This window comes from Treponema berlinense (assembly GCF_900167025.1).
Taxonomy (GTDB): Bacteria; Spirochaetota; Spirochaetia; order Treponematales; family Treponemataceae; genus Treponema_D; species Treponema_D berlinense.
Genome location: NZ_FUXC01000004.1, coordinates 1 through 19,551 on the forward strand (window position 1 = coordinate 1; position 19,551 = coordinate 19,551).

Sequence of the window (19,551 nt, forward strand, 5' to 3'; positions counted from 1 at the left end):
TTTTGGTGCTCTACTAAATATTAGTGGTGCTCCACGCGTGAATTGCTGTTGCTCAAATTTGAATTTGATGGTGCTTTTCACGCGGAATAATCAACGCAGCATGATGGATTTATGGCTTTTTTCAGGAATGAAATTGCGAACTAAATTTGACACAATCCGCAAAACTACACGTAATGTCATTTTAAATACCTCCTGAATTCAGATTACTATATAAATATAGTGTATTTTACACAAATAGTCAAAGAAAATCCTAATTAAAAAAAGGCTGCAAATCCTATGATTAGCAGCCTCCCCTAGCCAGTTGTTTATTGTTACTACAGCAACTCCTGTTTCCTTCGAAACTGAAGTTACACTCCGATTTGACGGCGGAAGAATCTTCTTCAACACCGAGTTCCTAAAACTTGTTGTATATTTCATTTTGCCACCTCTCTAGGCGACAACTATATTGGCATAGAGAGAGTTTCCAGCAGTTTTGTTTTTTCGTCTTTGCTTAATAATGATTTCATTTTCTACCACCATGGGTAGAAGTTTATGCTGCTTTGTTAATGTTGTATAATAGGGTTCGTTTGACGGTTACTTTAATACCAAACATTCAAATCACATCAACTTTTTATAATCTCTGCCATTTTCTTCACACCCTGAATCATGCCTTTCACAGTTATCAACAATGCACCACTTGAATAAATGATTTTTCTGCTACGCTTCGGAACAGGCTGTGCCAGCCTTTCCAATCACTGCCACATATTCTATCTAATTATGATTTGACTAATTTCAATTAGATAAAATATATATAATAGAAAAGAAAAACACTTGCATCCCTTAAAACTCTAACCGAAACTTTTCTTTCCTGGAAGAAAAAAGGCTTGCCGTTTTTTTGTAATTTACAAAAGACACACCATCAAATGAAGGAACATCTTCACCAGAATAAATTACAGTACCAGGAACATCATTTCCCTGTAAGTCAGGATAGTGCATTCTAAAATTCTTAATGCTTCGGATAAATTTTTTATCAAGAGATTTTCCGCTTTTAATTTCAAACAAAGACAAAAATTCTCCTTGCTTTTCCAAAAGGTCAATTTCCAGTCCGTTGCTATTTCTGAAAAAATAAAGATTTTTGGCAACTGTTGAATTAAGAGATTCTTTTAAAGCTTCAAGCACAACCATATTTTCAAAAACGTTTCCAAGAAGCGGATCCCTGAGCATTTGGGAAGGAGTTTCTATTCCAAGAAGGCTCGCCAAAAGTCCTGTATCGCAAAAATATACTTTCGGAGTTTTTACTACTTGACTTGAACGAGATGCATACCAAGGCTGAAGCTTAAAAATAATATGCGAAGCTTCTAAAATAGAAAGCCAGTACCCTATGGTAGTGCTGCTGACTCCAACTTCAACAGAAAGCGATGAATTATTTACAAGCTGCCCCACCCTGCCTGCCAACAGCGTCAAGAAAATTCTGAACTTGGACAAATCCTGAACGGCATTTATACCGGCAATATCCCGTTCCAAATATGTATCAATGTAACTTCTATAATAATCCGACGGAGCATGTCCTTTTTCCTTATACATAAAAGGCATAAATCCTGCAACAAGCTGAGTGTCACGGTCAAGATTAATTCCAGCATCAGACAATTCGGCCAGTGAAAGTGGAAGCATATTCATCACAAGGGTTCTGCCTGCAAGAGATTGTGCCACTGCATTTTTTAACGGTATCTGCTGACTTCCTGTAATCAAGTACTGACCGGCCTTATGATTCAAATCAATACGAACCTGAATTGCAGAAAGCAGTTCCGGTACTCTCTGAATTTCATCGATAATCACAGGTTCTGGGAATTTCGTAAAAAATTCCTGATAATCAGTTTCTGCAAGAAGCCTAGTTTGCGAATCTTCCAAATTTGCGTAGGAATACGATGGAAATAATTCTTTTGCAATTGTCGTTTTTCCACACTGTCTTGGTCCAAAAAGAGTAACAGCAGGATATTCCTCCATACCAATTTTTAAGTCCTGAGAAATTCGTCGCTTAATCATGTCTTAATTATATATAAAAGTACGGAGATTTCAAGTAACAGTTTAAATCTCCGTACTTATAAAATCACTATTGAAGCTGGCAATTATTCAGAAATGTAAAATGAGCACGTAAAACAACACAGAAAAAGGAGCAGACAACATCAGAATTGAGCGTCTTTGGAGAAGTCTCAAGTACGAGGACATCTACCTTAAACCTGTAAAAATTTTGTGTTGACTAAATAGCGCATTTTAGAGCCCGTCTGTGACAAAATACGAAAAAGCAATGCTTGTCATTGCAATCATCGCAATTGTTATAGACTTGCTCACCTTCCTAATAAAATAGGACTTAAGAGCATAAAAAAACCCGCCCTCAGCTTCCAACTCTAGGCGGGTTTTCACTAAAACTCAACGGAGGCGGTCGCTCATTTGCTTTGCGTCCCCGTTTATTTAAATATACACGCCTATACCTATTTTGTCAACTTTTCATTCTTTTTTTGAGCGAGTATCAAAGAAAGAATCCAGCCATATAATTTTGTAATATTTCCTTGCTCACAAAAATAATCTTCTGCTGACAATTCTATCCAATTTTTTTTACAAAAAGGCTCAACATCAACTGAAGTCTGAACAGCCCCTTTTTTTACCAATTATTCTATTCTTGATTTATCAAATAATTCTGAGTGTAAAAATTTTGACAGACTCTCCTTCCAATCAGGAAGAGTTATCCCCAAAGCATTCTGAATCTTATCTTTACTCAAAACAGAATAAGCAGGACGTTTTGCCGGAGTCGGATACTCATCAGTAGTACAAGGGTTCACAACACATTCCTTGTTTGTTACCAAGCCCTTTTCTATTCCCTGCTTTTTGATTTCGTTTGTAAAATCCCACCATGTAATTTCACCAAGATCTGTACAGTGGTAGATTCCGTAAGGAACAGTTCCCTTTTTTGAAATGATTGTGAGAATTACATTTGCAAGGTCTCCTGCAAAAGTTGGAGTTCCTTTCTGGTCATTGACAACCTTCACTGCATCGTGAGTATTCATTGCTCGAATCATGGTATAAACAAAGTTTTTTCCTGCCCAACCGTAAAGCCATGCAGTACGAAGGATATAATATTTATCAGTATTATTTCGTACAGCTTCTTCTCCTTTAGCCTTTGTTACACCGTAAACACCAATCGGAGCAACAGGCATATCTTCAGTACGAGGAGTGTCACCTGTACCATCAAAGACATAATCTGTAGATATATGAATTAATCTTGCACCATATTTTTTTGCAACCTTAGCTATATTTTCTGGTCCCTCAACATTAAGCTTGTGGGCTAATTCTATATCAGATTCAGCTTTATCAACAGCAGTATACGCTGCACAATTAATTATCCAAGTCACAGCCCAACATTTAGCAAATTGATCCAATGCTTCAATATCTGTTATATCTACATCAACATCAGTTCTTACAAATTGAATGTTGTTTTCACCTAGTTGCCGACAGATTTCACTGCCAAGCATCCCCTTATAACCGATTACCCAAATCATATTATCTACCTTGTTCTGTATAATTTTTTGCAACCCAGTTTTTGTAATCACCAGAAAGAATATGATTCATCCATTCTTCATGATTCAAATACCATTTAATAGTTGCAAGCAAGCCCTGTTTAAAAGTCATTTTTCTTTCCCAACCAAGCTGAGTTTTTGCTTTTGTACAATCAATGGCATAACGCTTGTCATGACCTGGACGATCTTTTACATAAGTGATAGTTGCACGAACTTCTTCAGCAGACTTACCGATTTCCTTTGATGTCAAATCAATTACTTCATTCAAAAGTTTGATATTCTGCCATTCGTTTTCACCACCAAGATTCCATTTTTCACCAGCTGGAGACTTGTTTACGATTTCCCAAACACCACGATTATGGTCTTCAACATAAATCCAGTCGCGGATATTATCTCCTTTTCCATATACAGGTAGATTCTTGCCATTCTTGATATTAGAAATCATCAATGGAAGAAGTTTTTCTGGGAACTGGAATGGACCATAGTTGTTTGTACAGTTAGACAAAGTGATTGGAAGACCATAAGTGTGATAATACGCCATTACAATGTGGTCAGAACTTGCCTTTGAAGAAGAATATGGAGAACGAGGATCATAAGGTGTTGTTTCTAAGAAATATCCAGTTTCACCAAGAGAACCATAAACTTCATCAGTGGAAATGTGATGGAAAAGAACATCGTCACGAATATTGTCCAGAGAACATTTCCAGTAATTGCGGGCAACATCAAGCAAAGTGTAAGTTCCCATTACGTTTGTCTTCATGAAAGCTTCTGGACCAAGAATAGAACGGTCAACATGACTTTCAGCAGCAAAGTGAATTACAGTGTCGATATCATACTGTTTGAAGATTCGTTCAATTTCTGCACGGTCACAGATGTCAACTTTCTCAAAGAAATATCTTTTTCCACCAAATTTCTCTTCTACATCTTTAAGGGACTCAAGGTTTCCTGCGTATGTAAGGCAGTCTGCATTTACTACGTTACCAGTAAAGTTTGCATCACCAAATAAGTCTGTTCCAGAATTTGAAAGACCAAATAAGTAGTGGATAAAGTTACAGCCAATAAAGCCTGCACCGCCAGTTATTAATATGTTCTTAAGTTTTCTCATATAAACTCCTTAAATTAGGAATTAGGAAGGAGGAATTAGGAATTCTTTTTTTGATTCTTTGTAATAGAAACTAGAAGTCTAACCAACTCTTCGCATTCCTCATAAATAGTTTTGTATTCTTTTTCAGGAAGATAACCACTTTCATAAAGCAGTTCCAACCAATATTGTGTTTCATCCGCTTCTTTCAAAGAGATGTATAACTTTGCATAAAAATCAGCCTTAGATTGACCTCTAGAAGCTTCTCTTGCATTAGCACCAATGCTAGTTCCAGAACGAAGAACTTGTTTAGAAAGTATATATTCTTTTTTCTCTTCCGTAAGATATTTATACATCTTAATTATTCGAAGAGCAAAAGCTTTGGACTTATCAAGTAAAATATTATCACTCATAATTCCTACTTCCTAATTCCTCACTCCTAATTATTCCCCTATCCATTTAGCATTTAAATCAAAATATTTTTTTTCTAAACTAAAAGGTGCATGTTTTTTATCTTTTTCGCTAAGATTTGCATTTGATGTGATACCCGGAAGAATTGATTCCCAGTCAATTCCTATTGTAGGATCATTCCACATCAAGCCCCCTTCATCTTCTGGATGGTAAAAATCTGTACATTTATAAGCAAAAGTTGCAGTTTCAGTCAGAACGCAGAATCCGTGTGCAAAGCCTTCTGGAATATAGAACATATTCTGCTTTTCGCTATCAAGAATAACACCGTAATACTTTCCAAAAGTTGCACTTCCCAAACGGAGGTCTACAGCCACATCGTAAACTTTACCTTCCAAAGCACGAACAAGTTTTCCCTGTGGATGTTTTGTCTGAAAATGAAGTCCACGTAAAACATTCTTTGTAGACTTAGACTGATTATCCTGAACAAACTTCATTGTAAGACCAGCTTCAAAGAAATCCTTTTCAGAATAAGTCTCCAAAAAATATCCACGGTTATCTCCAAAGATTTTTGGCTGGATTTCGTACAATCCTTCAATATCACATTTCTTAAACTCAAAAGCCATATTTAACTTAGGAATTAGGAAGGTTGAATTAGGAAAGAAGAGTCAGGAATGATGAATTAAGGTTGTCTCCAATTCCTCATTCCTACTTCCTAATTCCTAATTAAACAGTTATCCTAATTCCTCACTCCTCATTCCTAATTAATGTTCATATTCGCAATAAACTCAAGATAACGACCATATTCAGTTTTATATCCCTTAGCCATTTCAAGAAGCTGTTCTTTTGTAATCCATTTATTGTTGTAAGCAATTTCTTCAAGACAAGCAACATAGAATCCCTGACGTTTCTGAATAGTAGCAACAAAATTTCCTGCTTCCTGAAGACCTTCATAAGTTCCAGTATCAAGCCAAGCCATACCACGACCAAGAAGTTCTACTTTTAGCTGTTTTCGAGCAAGATATTCATTATTTACAGCAGTAATCTCAATTTCACCACGAGCACTAGGTTTTACATTTGCAGCAATTTCAACAACCGAATTGTCATAAAAGTAAAGCCCAGGGACAGCATAATTTGATTTTGGATTTGCTGGTTTTTCTTCAATTCCAAGTGCATTTCCGTCTTTATCAAACTCAACTACGCCGTAAGCAGTTGGATCAGCAACGTAATAACCAAAGATTACAGCACCACGCTGGTCTGATACTTTTTTAGCTGCAGATTTTAGTGTAGCAGTGAAACTCTGACCGTAGAAAATATTATCACCTAGAACAAGTGCAACATCATCATTACCAATAAAATCTTTTCCTACTACAAAGGCATCTGCAAGACCACGAGGTTTATCCTGTACTGCATATTCAAAATGCATTCCAAGCCAAGAACCATCACCAAAAAGTTCTTTGAATGTTGGAAGGTCGCGTGGAGTAGAAATAATTAAAACTTCACGAATACCAGCAAGCATGAGACATGACAATGGATAATAAATCATTGGTTTGTCATAAATTGGCAGAATCTGTTTTGAAACTGCTTTTGTAATTGGATATAGGCGGGTGCCTGAGCCGCCAGCTAAGATAATGCCTTTCATACTTTATTCTCCGTACTTAATATAAACTATTATACTGTTCTGCTATTTTTTTCCAAGAATATTCTTTAGATCCAATTTCTTTCATTTTAGTAGCAATTTTTTCATAATTACTTTTATCATTCATTAATAAAATAATATCCTCTGATTTTTTCCAATAAAGACATTCATTTTGAGTTGTAGATTTATTGTAAACACAATCAAAAGCTAAAATTGGCAATCCAAAATTCATGGCTTCAACTAAAGAAGGATTTGTTCCACCAGCACTATGACCATGAATATATACTGATGCATTACTTCGAATCCAATTAATTGTATGACTTTCATAAATTGGATCTAATAAATGAATATTCTCAAATTTTGAATACTTATCTTTCATCTCAGAACCATATTCTCCATTTTTCCAGTTTCCAACCATTACAAGCTGATTTTCTGGCATTTTTGAAAATGCTTCAAGAATTATATGAATATTATTTTCTGGCTCAATTCTACAAACAGTTACAGAATAAGGATTCTTGCAGAAAGGATATATTTTATACAAAGAATCATCATTGATTTTACTTACATGATCTCCACCATAAGCAATAAGAACGGCATCTTTTTTATATGCTTCTTTTACATAATCTGTAATTCCTTTATTATCACCAATTACAATATCAGAATATTTTACAGCCATCTTTTCTGAATAATGAAGTAGCCATTTTGCAAGAAAATTCCATTTATCTCTTTTCCATTCAAGACCATCTATATTTGTTATAATCTTGCCCTTAAACTTTCTCTTAATAAATGGAAGAAACATACAACCACTAACGCCAAGAATGAGCATAATATCAGCATCTAATGACATTTTCATTGATTTATAATCATACATAATACTGTCTTTACCATTAGCGTTTAAATCAAGATATTTAAGTTTTGCACCTTTATATGATTCAAGTTTTGTTTCATACTTTTTAGAAGTACAAAAAACTATATATTCAATATCAGACGGAGTGTAATCCAGTATATTTTCTACCAAGGATTCAAATCCACCATAACAGGCAGGCACACCTACTGTTCCAATAATTGATACTTTCTTCATAATGTTCCCATTACTTCTCTGTAAATAATCTCCATACTTTTAAGAGAATTCTGTACAGAAAAGTGCTCAGATTTTTTAATATTTTCTTCCCCTACTTTATACATTAACTGTTGATTATTATAAAATTTTAAAATTGCTTTCTCAAAAGAATCATCTTCAAAATTGAAAAGGATATTATTATTTGCATAACCAACAATATCTCTATGTCCACGGATATTAGAAACAACAATAGGTAATCCACACGCCATTCCTTCAACTAAGTTTATAGGAAACCCTTCCTGCAGAGACGTCGATACCAATAAATCTGACATTGCATAGAGTTTTTCAGCATCTTTTCTATATCCTAAAAATTTTACTATATTTGTAAGGTCGTTATGATCTACATATTTCTTTATATTTTCTTCTAGTTCTCCACTTCCAAACAAGCACAACCTTATATTAGGAATAATTTCTTTTAATATTTTCATCTTATCAATAAGAAATTTATGATTTTTTCTAGGAATAAATTGCGCACAATAAACAATAATAAAATCTTGTTCTTGAAAACCAATATGTTTCCTTACATTTATTCTCTCTTGCTGTGTTATAGGCTTAAATCTATTTAGATTAACTCCAACGCCATCAATTTTTCTTATTGTAGTATGAAATTTTCTACTTGCAATATCAAAATCTTCATCATTTATAGTTACGATACAATCCGTTTTTTTTGATAACAACTTTTCAATTGGATAAAAGAGAATCCATGTAATTTTTGAAGATCCTTTAAAAAAGTGGAATCCATGAGCTGTATAAATAATCTTTGTTGTCTTTTTTAATTGCTTATCTAAACATAGCCTTCCCAGAACTCCTCCTACAGGAGTATGACAATGTATTAAATCATATTGATTCGATTTACATATTTTTCTAAGTTGTATTAATGCTATTAAATTTGAGAAAGAATACGGTGATCTACTTATAGGTAAATCATACTGATTATCATAATAGCCCGTCTCAATACCAGGTGAAACATTATCAACTTGCCATCCCTGTTCATGAAACCATTGCATATATGGTGCATTAAATTTTGAAAAACCTGCATGGTTTGAAATAAATAGAATTTTTTTCATACATCACTCCAAAAATTATCACTATTAAACTTACCCATTCTCAGGTGTTTTGCATCATACAAAGCCATTTTTACATAACGTATATTTTTGTGATTGAATCTTGTCAAGATAATAATTCCACAAATCATTTTAAAAATTCTTTTTTTCATTCTTCTTTTATCATTGCTGCTAAAATACAAGGAATTTTTTAAATAAGACGCATTTCTAACAATATAGTAATATCTGATAGCACTTCGTAGAGTATATTTTTTTCCACAGAATACTTTAGGTGTATCTCCTAGATTATGTTTTATGATTATATTCGAACAAGTAATTATCTTATATCCTTTATCTTTAGCTCTCCAACACCATTCATTATCTACCCAATCAATAAATAAATTTTCATCCATTTTTCCAACATCTTCTAAAACTTCCCTTGGAATTACCATTCCGGACGCTATTACATGTTCAACTTCATAATAAGATTTACTATTATCACAAGAAAAACTATCAAATTTATTTTTCATTAATGTTTGATACTCATTTTTTGTTAAATCAAAGAAGTAAGGTGAAAAGACAGCAACTTTATATCTCTTATTATCTAAAATAGCTTTTTCCATCTTGAATACATAATCATCAGGAAAAACTGTATCCTGATCACTTAATAGAACATAGTCATATCCCTTATCTAGTGAATATTCTATACCTATATTTTGTGCATAAGCAATTCCAAAATTTTCCCCAAGCTCAATTATCTTTATTTTTTCTGTATTGTTTATCCACGATATAGGAGATGAATCATTATTCACTACAACTATTTCAGAAACCTGACTTATAAGACTATTTATACAAGATTTGACCTGTTCTTTCTTAGGTTTATATGTAACTATTAAAGCAATAATTTTCATTTTATAACCGTCCTGTAGAAGTTAGCATTTTTAAAGAAACCATAAATATATATATAAATATAAAAATTAAATATATATATTTTTCCTTTATATAATCAATATTCTTAATTAATAACACTAATGAAAATGGTAAAAAGAATTCCGAAAAACGAAAAGCCATTACAGGAAAAGGCGTAAGCGCAAAAAAATAAAACAATGATAAAGAATATGAAGTTAGTTTAAAACAAAAGTAAAACAATCTATCTGGTTCCCTTCGATTCTTTATTCCAGTATAGTAACTTGTAATAAACAGTATGAATAAAAGTAAGTATAGTTTATTAAAAACTGTAAAATCTAACGTATTTCCGAGTTTTGCCATAATAACAACAGTAAAAAATTCCATATTTATTCTCGAAAATAATTCAAACCAGAAACTTGGATTCCTCAGCCTATTTGAAAATAAAATAGCTATAATAAACAAAGAAACAGGAATTATTACATATGTACCTTTCTTTTTGAAATTTAAAAAAAATAACAATGGAAATAATACAATACATGAATAATGCATAAGTAAACACACACAAAACATCAACAACAACTTAATTTTATTGTCTTGTATTTTATATGAATATACAAAAGTTGCTAAGGCAAATGTAACCCTAAATTGAGTATATTCATGAATCCAAAAATAAGTAAAAATATAACTAGCAATTAAAAATAAATAATATTTCTCACAACTTTCATAATAAAAATTGAATTTAGATTGTAATGAAAAAAAAGTTGTAAAGAAAAACAATGTCGGTAATGAAAATCCAATATACAACTTTGATAAACGTAACAACATCCAAATAGGTTCTATTCTATGTTTAGTGTCAGAAAAAATGTCAACATAATTAGCATAATCCAGACTTTCTCCTAATAGCTGATAAGCAACTATTACTGAAAACAAAAACACAAACATTGAAGATATATATATTTTTTTACTTCTTGTTTTAATCAGCAATTTATCCATATTTTTATTTAAATACCTTCAATTTGTATAAAACATAATATCCAAAAAAATATTTAATATATTTAAGAAGAGCTTTTATAGGTTTATATTCAAAATCTTGTTTAAACTTATAATAAATGTAAAACAAAGCAACAGATTTCTTCATTGTTACAGAAAAACTATTTGACAAAGAACCAGAAAGTAATCGATAATTGACAAGTTTTTTATCCAATAAATAAACTTTTATTTTATTTTGTGCAAGCTTAAAATAGAACGGTCCATCTTCCCACATAGGAATCCTTTCATCAAAAAAACCAATATCCTCAAATACACTTCTATTATAGATTACAGCTGGTGTTGGATATTGAGGTAAATTATTTTTTTTTATATTTTCTAGTTGATTTTCAGCTGAAAGTGAAAAAAAGGTTTCATCAATTAGCGGTTGCTTAAAATCAAATATTTCCTCGGAATAAAAATAATTCATTTTTGTAAACAATACTTTGCACTCTGAATTTTGAGAAAAAAAATTTACACACTCTTCAATATAGGTAGGCTCCAAAGTATCATCCGCAATATCTTTTATATAAATTCCAGATGCACTTTTATAAGCCCTATTACAATTTCCAGTTACTCCTGTATTTTTTTTAACAGTAATTACTTTTGTATTCTTAAACCTTTGCTTATTATTTTCAATCCATTCTTTTACAACTAAAATAGTATCATCGATTGATCCATCATCTGATACTATAAGTTCTATATTACTGTAAGTTTGTTTTTTTACACTTTCTAATGTTTCTAAAATATATTTACATGAATTATATGTAATAACACAAATAGAAACTAAAGGATTAGATATTTGTCTTCCCATCTTATTAATCCATCTTACCATTCATTTACGCTATCTATTACGTACTGTATCTGTTCATCTGTCAAACAAGGACTCATTGGAATACTTAATTCTGTATTATGAATTTTTTCAGTCACAGGCAAATTAATACCGTTCCATTCTTTATAGCATTCCTGTTTGTGAGGAGGAATTGGATAGTGAATATTTGTACCAATACCTTTTTCAGTAAGATACTTTTGCAACTCATCTCGATTATAACATATAATTGGGAATAAATGGAATACATGCTGATTCCAATCTATTATTTTTGGTAATGTAACTTTTGGATTTTTAATTTCTTCAATATATCGCTTTGCTACACTTTTACGAATTGCAACATCTTCATCTAGATGCTTAAGTTTTACATCAAGGATTGCTGCCTGTATTTCATCAAGACGGCTATTACGTCCTGTATATCTAAACACATATTTCTTACTTGAGCCATAATTTGCAAGGCTTCTTATTGCATTAGCAAGTTCTTCATCATTAGTTGTAACAGCACCCGCATCGCCAAGAGCACCAAGATTTTTTCCTGGATAAAAACTATGACCAGCAGCATCACCAAGAGAGCCTGTTTTTTTACCATTGAATATACATCCGTGAGCTTGCGCATTATCTTCAATAAGTTTGAGACCGTATTTTTTACACAACTGTCCAATTTCATCTGTATATGCACACTGTCCGTAAAGATGAACTATACAAATAGCTTTTGTTTTTGCAGTAATTTTTTCTTCTATTAATGAATCATCAATTTGCAGAGTATTAATACTTGGTTCTACCAAAACTGGAACAAGGCCGTTTTCTGTTATTGCAAGAATTGTAGCTATGTAAGTATTTGCAGGAACAATTACTTCATCGCCAGGTTGCATAACACCAAGTTCTATGTAGGCTCTAAAGATCCAGATAAGAGCATCTAAACCGTTTGCACAGCCAACCGTATATTTTGTACCAATATATTTTGAATAATCTGCTTCAAACTGCTCGTTTTCTTTTCCCTGAAGATACCATCCACTGTCAATTACACGTAAAGCAGCTTCGTGAATCTCATTTGAATATTTATCTGTTACATCTTTTAAACTTAAAAAAGGTACTGTCATATCAATACTCCTATATATCTAATTGCCAAGTCTGATAAGCAATGGTTCGTCCACCAAAACCCTCTTTTTGACTTATCAACCCCTCATTTAATATCTGGCCAGCTTCTTCTGTAGAGATTCCAAAATCAAGATAGCGTTTGCTCTCTTTATATTTTGCGATAACTTCACTTACAGCATAATCCAAAGCACCAATTTCTCTAGCAATAGGATTTGCCGCCATGTATTGAGTATGTATAACATTGTTGTATACAAATACTACAGTTCCTGCTATCATCTTCCCCTGATACATCGCAGCATAAAGCTCAATCTTATCAGGAAAGTTATTATGAAGTTTTGTAAGCTCTGCACCTGTATGAACAGCTTTTGTATTATGATGTTCACTTAATACTTGATTTTCGAGTTCAATAAAGGACTCATAATCTGTACTAAGTTCAATAGTTACACCTTCTCGTTTCGCTCTGCCAATCTGAGCTTTTCGCCCCTTTGGCATTTTTATTGGATACATAAAATCTACAAGAGTAGATGCTTCAATTTTTAGAACTTTCGCATTATTGCGGAACAAAGCATACAAATCTTCCTGACTGGCATTTGTATCATAACAATATGGAATAGTCTTATAAATAATAGACTTAAACCCATTTTGCTTCATATATTCTTTAAGTACTTCAAAACAATCCAGCATTTTGTGTTGTTTCATAGATGTATCTGTAATGAATCCACCATATGTAAGACCGCCGTGACTATACAACACATTATCTTTTTTATTGCATGGCAAAAGTGCAAGCAAGTCTTCGTCATCAAAAAACATTAATGAATTGTCAACAAATCTATCTGCATGATAATCCATAAAGTTGCGATCATGCATAAAAAGACTATTTTTTGCACCTACTACAAAATTATTCCAGATATCAAAATCTGTATCTTTATTATATTGTCGTATAACTATCATTTTTTTAACTTCGCCTTAATATTTTCTTAATTATCTCTTTTATTGTAAAATCATATATTTTTTTCTTAGGAAAATTAATATTTTTTTTATTACATATTAAATAATCATATAAATTATTTAATTGTTTAAGTTCTTCCTCTTTTAATTTAAAAGTGTCAAAATTTAAGTAACAATCAGTAAATTTTTTTAAGATTTCTCTTAACTCATAATACATTTTATTTACAAAAAAAGATTTATATTCATCATTATAATATCTATTATAGTCATACAATGATTGCATTTGAATTAAATGCTTTTCAACTATATTTAACTTTGCCCAAATTCCTGCATTAGGCAAAATTCTATAGACACCACAAATTCTATTATTAAAATAAACTTTTCCATACTTAAGATGCATTATAAATCTATCATAATCACCTTCAAAAGATCTTTCTGAAACAGTCCCAACTGCACTAGTCATAATTTCAGGTATTCCGTTTATAAAAATAACATTACGATAAAATTGCCCTGTTGTTTGTACAACAGGAAGTTTATCATTTAAATAATCATTTATATCATATGAACAAGTTTTGATCTTTGATTTTATATATGGTTCAAATGAATTATCAGAATATAATTTATTTATATTCTCATAATATATTACATAATCAGGATTTTTTTCTAAAAAATCATATGCCCTTTGTAAATAACCATCATCTGACCAATAATCATCCGCATCCAATAAACAAAAATATGGAGTCTTTGTTATCGCTTTAGCTCTAAGAATATTTGTTAGATACTTTCCATTTTCCTTATTATACAAAACCTTTATTTTATCGGGATATTTATTTTCATATTCCCTAATTATTTCCAAGCTCTTATCTTTTGTTGAATTATCATCAGTGATTAGTAATTGATATTTAAAATTAACTTTCTGCATCAATACAGAATCAATAGCTTCAGCTATATATTTTTCCTGATTATAATTTGACATTATTATGGTCAATGCTGTTTCCATTCTATTAATCCTATTTGTAAAAATCTTCCTTTATACAATTTTTAATAAATACCCCAGACCCCCCATCTGGCCTATAATAACATTTCTGAATCAATTCTTGCCTTACCTTTTTTAAGGGATCATTCCCATTTTTTAACATTTTTATCGTACTCTCTAATTCATTCCAATTTTCTACCCAATAAAAACCTTTCGTATAACCTTTATTCTTGGCAAATGAATTCAAACTATTTTCTTTATGACAATAAATTATAGGTTTACCAGTAAGAAAATAATCATCTACAATACTTGAAGTATCTGTGATCAAGCAATCGGAAGCATAAAAATTAGGTAAATATTCAAATTCCTCATCTAATGTCATATTTAAACTAATTTCAAATCGTTTCTTTAAATTCCTAATCTCAGCCTCTGACATCATTCCCGTTGCTATCCAATTAATAAAAGCTTGTGGATGAGGTCTAAACATCAAATCATATTCAACATTATTTTCAAAAAAATTTAATATTTTATCCTTATAGTCAAAAAAATGACAATTATTCTCATTTGTACACCATCGAGGTGTCCATAAAACCTTGAAAGCTGGTTTACAACCACTCTTCCATGTTATTAAATCCGAATCACTTCTTTTATTTATATTTTCGTTATCATATCTTGGAAATCCGGATTTAATGACATCTACTGTATTAATTCCATTAATCTTTAATTTATTTGTAATAAAATGATAATCCTCATCATTTTGTGCAAAATAAAATGAAAGATTCTTAAGATAATCAATTGGAGTGCAATCATCATTAATAAAATTAGTTTCATTATTTTGAAAAAATGCATAATAAGCTACATAACACAGTTTAGCATATTTCGATATATTCCAACTTTTTAACTCATCTGGCAACTTTATGTTATATGGTTGTTGAAGAAATACATAATCAGGATTTAATCTTTGCAGATTAATCCATTCTTTTTTATCTACATCATATCCAACTATTGGCTTGTAATTCTTAAAATATTCCTCAACACCTTCACTTTCAAATACATTATGATTATAACCAGCAGCATCTGTACCAATTTGTTTTTTTGATGGAACAATTACCATTTTTATATCAAAATCATTATCATTTTTCATAGATTCATAAACCGTATTAAGACTTGACCACACGGTTGGACGATTACATATGAAAACAACTTTAATTTTTTCATTATTAAATTTCTTTACCCTTAGTCTTAGGTTTAAATTTTCTTTTGCTACTTGCATTATCTCGTGTTCTAAAAGATCAATTTTTGAATCTTGAGCTTTTATTTTATTATATAATTTCCGTACAAAAGGAATTTTAGAATATTTCATAATTTTTATTTTAAATACTCCATAAAATTTTCTTTATTCTCAATAGCAGTAGTAGTAGGTCTTCCCAAATCTTCTCTTGCACCGATAGAACACTTCACTTCAACTAAAGATAATTCATTTCTATCTTTTGCAAGTTTCAGTTCTTTATCCAAATCATCAAAATTATCAACACAAACTGCATTTGGATAACCACATGCCTTTGCAATTGCTACCAAATCAATCTTTGCTGCAACAGTTGGCATACCACCTACTGTTTCATGAGCACCATTATTGATTACTACATGAACCATATTTTTAGGAGCATTTGCACCAAGTACAGCCATAGAACCCATATGCATCAAAACAGCACCATCGCCATCAACACACCAGATTTTTCTTTCAGGCTTATTAATAGCAACCCCAAGAGCAATAGAAGAACTATGCCCCATTGAACCAACAGTCAGAAAATCATATTTATGGCTCTGTCCATTAGCTACACGAGCTTCAAATAATTCACGGCTTGCCTTTCCTGTTGTAGATACAATTGGATCTTCCCCTGTAACAGCAATAATATGTTTAATGATATCTTCACGTACCATTACATTATCATTTTTATACTCAACTTCAGCATCATATGAAAGAGCACCCTTTCTGATTACAAAAGCAACATCCTTACCAGAATCAAGAACTGCTTTATATTCCTTCATTACAGACTTCAATTCATCTTCTGTTGTTTCTTTTCCAACAACAAAAGCTTTTATGTCCATATCTTCAAGAAGTTTTACAGTAACTTCTCCCTGATAAATGTGCTGAGGTTCATCATGTATACCAGGTTCTCCACGCCATCCTACAACAAACACTACTGGGATTGCATAAACTTTATCATTCAACAATGAAGCAACAGGATTAATAATATTTCCTTCACCACTATTCTGCATATATACAACAGGAACCTTTCCAGTAGCCAAATGATAACCAGCTGCTAAAGCTGTACAGTTTCCTTCATTAGCCGCAATAATATGGTGCTTGGGATCAATTCCATATGTATTCATTAAATAGTTACATAATGCTTTCAACTGTGAATCAGGTACACCAGTATAAAAATCTGAACCAATTATTTCTAAAAATTTTTCTACTTTCATTTTCTATCTTCCTAAAATTTCGTGGTATAAATTATTTATAGCATCTTCAGTCAATCCAACCGGATTATTTTTCAAACGTACTGGATTAACTGAATTTTTCAACAGATCAAAATCTTCCTCTTTAATATTTTTTACTTCAGGTAATCCTAAAGATGATAATAAAGCAGAAAATCCAGACTGAGCCTTTTCAACGGAATCATACCCCATTGCTTCAGCAATCATATTAAATAATTTTTCTAAATATTCTTTTCCTCTTGGGTCTATGCATGCAGATATATTTGAACTCATATATGGCCATAATTTATTTACACACAAAGCAGCTGCGTGCCCATGAGAAATCTTATATAAGCTGGTAATTTTATAACACATAGCGTGACCAGCTGTAGTCTGTGTTATGTTAATTGCCTTTCCCGCCAGATTTGCAGCCTGAAGCATATTCGAAATCCCAAATTCCTCATTTTTCAAATAAGAATCCTTGTTTGAAAAAATCATTTGGATAGCTTTTTTTGAATATTCCTTAGATTCATCATTCGAATTTACAGACCAGAAAGATTCAATTGAATGACACAATGCATCAAGCATAGTCGATTTCTTCTGATAATCTGGCAAAGTTTTCAACGCAGATGAATCAAACAATACTGTAGAAGGAATACAACTGTAATCTGTTACAGACTGCTTAGCTCCTTCAAAATAAATTACAGCATAGCGTGTTGCCTCACTGCCAGTCCCTGCTGTAGTAGGAACTGCAAGAAATGAAATATTATTTGGAACAATTGTCTGCTTCAAGTAATTTTCATTCGGATTCATATTAGAATATAGCTTAATACATTTAGCCACATCCATTGAGCTTCCACCGCCTACAGCAACAATCACATCACATTTGGAATTATTAAATAACTCCACTCCTTTTACTACAGATTCATACAAAGGATTTGGTTGAAAATCACTGAAACGTGTTACTTCAATATCTAATCGTTTTGTTATATCAGTAAAATATGAATCCAGTTTCAGAAATTTTATGGCAGCATCACAAACTAGAAAGATATGTTTGTATGAATTAGAGAGAAAATAATCATCCAGTTCTTTATAATTCTCAGAAGCTTTAAGTATTGTTTGATTCATAACACAACTCTCTATTTTGTTCCTGGAATAAGTTCAAGAATATCTTTGATACTCATGCACATATCATTGGCTTCATATGATCTGTGATTTGTCAAAATAGATTTTGCAGTATTAACCATAGCAGGATAAGCACTTCTCAACATGTGGTTAGCATAAATAACAACATTTACACCCCAAGACTGAAGTTCTTCTTCTGTAATATGATTATATGTAGTTGGAACAACAACAATTGGTACTGAAGAATGTTTTTCACGGAACTTCAAACAAAATTCCTTAATATCTTCACCAGATTTATCCTTACTGTGAATCATAATACCGTCAGCACCTGCATCAACATATGCAAAACATCTTTCAAGAGCATCTTCCATAGGTTTTCCAGCAATAAGACTTTCACATCTTGCAATAATCATAAAATCATTTGCAATCTGAGCACGTTTTCCAGCCTTAATTTTTTCACAGAATCCTTCGATTGTGTCCTGTGTCTGAATGGCATCAGTTCCAAACAGGGAGTTCTTTTTAAGACCTACCTTATCTTCTATAATAACTGCAGAAACACCAAGACGTTCAAGAGTTCTTACTGTAAACACAAAATGTTCAATTTTGCCACCAGTATCACCATCATAGATAACAGGTTTAGTTGTACATTCAAGAGCATCATTTAATCCGTGTAAACGTGTTGTAAGGTCAACAGCCTCAATATCAGGCTTTCCTTTACTTGTAGAGTCAGTAAGTGAACTAGCCCACATACCATCAAACTCTTCTGTTTTGTTGTTAACCTTAACTTTTGTTTTTTCAATAATAAGTCCTGTAAGACCAGAATGACTTTCCATGATTCGAACAATTGGCTTTGCAGCAATAAGACGACGAAGCATCTTTTGGCGAACTTCTGGAGTTGTACCGATTTCCTTTACTTCAGCATTAAGAGCTGTAGATGAAATTCCTGGTGTATATGGAATATCAACTACTTTTCCACCCCATTTTGAAATACAGTCTATGACTCTCTGACGTGTTTCCTGCTGAACACCTGTAAGCCAGTCATCACCGTGTACAACATAATCTGGTTTTAATTTTTCAAGATTAGGAACATAATCCAAAGTTGTTTGAGGTACAACTTTAGCTACACCTTTAATATTTTCAACAATTTCAGCACGCTGTTCATATGTCAAATATGGAAGTCGTTTATAACTTGCTATGGCTTCATCTGTTAATACACCCACTGTGACTTCACCAAGTTTCATAGCTTCGTGAATAATGTTCAAATGACCTGAATGTATTAAGTCCGCACTCATGCCACAATATACTGTTTTCATAAAAAAT

Annotated in this window: 20 protein-coding genes; 1 reads left to right on the plus strand and 19 read right to left on the minus strand. The window is 32.0% G+C overall.

The genetic code is table 11. The annotated features are described in order from the left end of the window. Positions 1-196 (plus strand): hypothetical protein (locus tag B5D47_RS11630; RefSeq protein ID WP_234969897.1); only part of this gene is annotated, 196 nt, incomplete at its 5' end. Positions 197-819: 623 nt separating this feature from the next. Here B5D47_RS11630 and B5D47_RS04340 read toward each other — a convergent pair. The 19 genes from B5D47_RS04340 to aepX form a co-directional block, all read right to left on the minus strand. Then, a complete protein-coding gene (locus tag B5D47_RS04340) occupies positions 820-2,022 on the minus strand; it encodes an ATP-binding protein (protein WP_078930610.1) in 1,203 nt (400 codons plus the stop codon). A 446-nt stretch (positions 2,023-2,468) separates the two neighbouring features. Further along, a complete protein-coding gene (locus B5D47_RS11420; protein WP_159443484.1) occupies positions 2,469-2,645 on the minus strand; it encodes a hypothetical protein in 177 nt (58 codons plus the stop codon). Beyond that, positions 2,646-3,533, minus strand: a complete 888-nt coding sequence (gene rfbD, locus B5D47_RS04345) for a dTDP-4-dehydrorhamnose reductase (protein ID WP_078930611.1) — start codon at positions 3,531-3,533, stop codon at positions 2,646-2,648. A 1-nt stretch (position 3,534) separates the two neighbouring features. Continuing rightward, a complete protein-coding gene (gene rfbB / locus B5D47_RS04350; RefSeq protein WP_078930612.1) occupies positions 3,535-4,656 on the minus strand; it encodes a dTDP-glucose 4,6-dehydratase in 1,122 nt (373 codons plus the stop codon). Positions 4,657-4,691: 35 nt separating this feature from the next. Beyond that, on the minus strand, positions 4,692-5,045 hold the full coding sequence (locus B5D47_RS04355) for a four helix bundle protein (protein ID WP_078930613.1): 354 nt from the start codon (positions 5,043-5,045) through the stop codon (positions 4,692-4,694). Positions 5,046-5,075: 30 nt separating this feature from the next. Continuing rightward, the gene (rfbC, locus tag B5D47_RS04360) at positions 5,076-5,666 is read right to left on the minus strand and encodes a dTDP-4-dehydrorhamnose 3,5-epimerase (RefSeq protein ID WP_078930614.1); all 591 of its coding nucleotides are present in this window, start codon (positions 5,664-5,666) and stop codon (positions 5,076-5,078) included. Between the two features lie 134 nt (positions 5,667-5,800). Beyond that, positions 5,801-6,682 (minus strand): glucose-1-phosphate thymidylyltransferase RfbA, encoded by an 882-nt coding sequence (gene rfbA, locus B5D47_RS04365; RefSeq protein WP_078930615.1) that lies wholly within the window; start codon positions 6,680-6,682, stop codon positions 5,801-5,803. Between the two features lie 16 nt (positions 6,683-6,698). Further along, positions 6,699-7,760 carry a DUF1972 domain-containing protein gene (locus B5D47_RS04370; protein ID WP_078930616.1) on the minus strand — a complete coding sequence of 354 codons (1,062 nt, stop codon included), beginning with the start codon at positions 7,758-7,760 and terminating at the stop codon, positions 6,699-6,701. Next, the gene (locus B5D47_RS04375) at positions 7,757-8,866 is read right to left on the minus strand and encodes a glycosyltransferase family 4 protein (RefSeq protein ID WP_078930617.1); all 1,110 of its coding nucleotides are present in this window, start codon (positions 8,864-8,866) and stop codon (positions 7,757-7,759) included. Before B5D47_RS04375 ends, B5D47_RS04370 begins: the two co-directional genes overlap by 4 nt. Continuing rightward, positions 8,863-9,753, minus strand: coding sequence for a glycosyltransferase family 2 protein (locus B5D47_RS04380; protein ID WP_078930618.1), 891 nt, complete (start codon positions 9,751-9,753; stop codon positions 8,863-8,865). The genes B5D47_RS04375 and B5D47_RS04380 overlap by 4 nt, the downstream gene beginning before the upstream one ends. 1 nt (position 9,754) lies before the next feature. After that, positions 9,755-10,744: an EpsG family protein gene (locus tag B5D47_RS11920; RefSeq protein WP_078930619.1), complete on the minus strand. Its 990-nt coding sequence runs from the start codon at positions 10,742-10,744 to the stop codon at positions 9,755-9,757. A gap of 4 nt (positions 10,745-10,748) precedes the next feature. Continuing rightward, positions 10,749-11,612 carry a glycosyltransferase family 2 protein gene (locus B5D47_RS04390; RefSeq protein WP_078930620.1) on the minus strand — a complete coding sequence of 288 codons (864 nt, stop codon included), beginning with the start codon at positions 11,610-11,612 and terminating at the stop codon, positions 10,749-10,751. Further along, positions 11,606-12,706 (minus strand): DegT/DnrJ/EryC1/StrS family aminotransferase, encoded by a 1,101-nt coding sequence (locus tag B5D47_RS04395; protein WP_078930621.1) that lies wholly within the window; start codon positions 12,704-12,706, stop codon positions 11,606-11,608. Before B5D47_RS04395 ends, B5D47_RS04390 begins: the two co-directional genes overlap by 7 nt. Before the next feature lie 10 nt (positions 12,707-12,716). Then, positions 12,717-13,655: a GNAT family N-acetyltransferase gene (locus B5D47_RS04400; protein WP_078930622.1), complete on the minus strand. Its 939-nt coding sequence runs from the start codon at positions 13,653-13,655 to the stop codon at positions 12,717-12,719. 4 nt (positions 13,656-13,659) lie between these two features. Further along, positions 13,660-14,652, minus strand: a complete 993-nt coding sequence (locus B5D47_RS04405; RefSeq protein ID WP_078930623.1) for a glycosyltransferase family 2 protein — start codon at positions 14,650-14,652, stop codon at positions 13,660-13,662. Between the two features lie 10 nt (positions 14,653-14,662). Further along, a complete protein-coding gene (locus B5D47_RS04410) occupies positions 14,663-15,991 on the minus strand; it encodes a CDP-glycerol glycerophosphotransferase family protein (protein ID WP_078930624.1) in 1,329 nt (442 codons plus the stop codon). A 5-nt stretch (positions 15,992-15,996) separates the two neighbouring features. Continuing rightward, positions 15,997-17,112, minus strand: a complete 1,116-nt coding sequence (gene aepY, locus B5D47_RS04415) for a phosphonopyruvate decarboxylase (RefSeq protein ID WP_078930625.1) — start codon at positions 17,110-17,112, stop codon at positions 15,997-15,999. A gap of 3 nt (positions 17,113-17,115) precedes the next feature. Further along, positions 17,116-18,234 (minus strand): phosphonoacetaldehyde reductase, encoded by a 1,119-nt coding sequence (locus tag B5D47_RS04420; RefSeq protein ID WP_078930626.1) that lies wholly within the window; start codon positions 18,232-18,234, stop codon positions 17,116-17,118. An 11-nt stretch (positions 18,235-18,245) separates the two neighbouring features. Next, a complete protein-coding gene (gene aepX, locus B5D47_RS04425; protein ID WP_078930627.1) occupies positions 18,246-19,544 on the minus strand; it encodes a phosphoenolpyruvate mutase in 1,299 nt (432 codons plus the stop codon). Between the last annotated feature and the right edge of the window lie 7 nt (positions 19,545-19,551).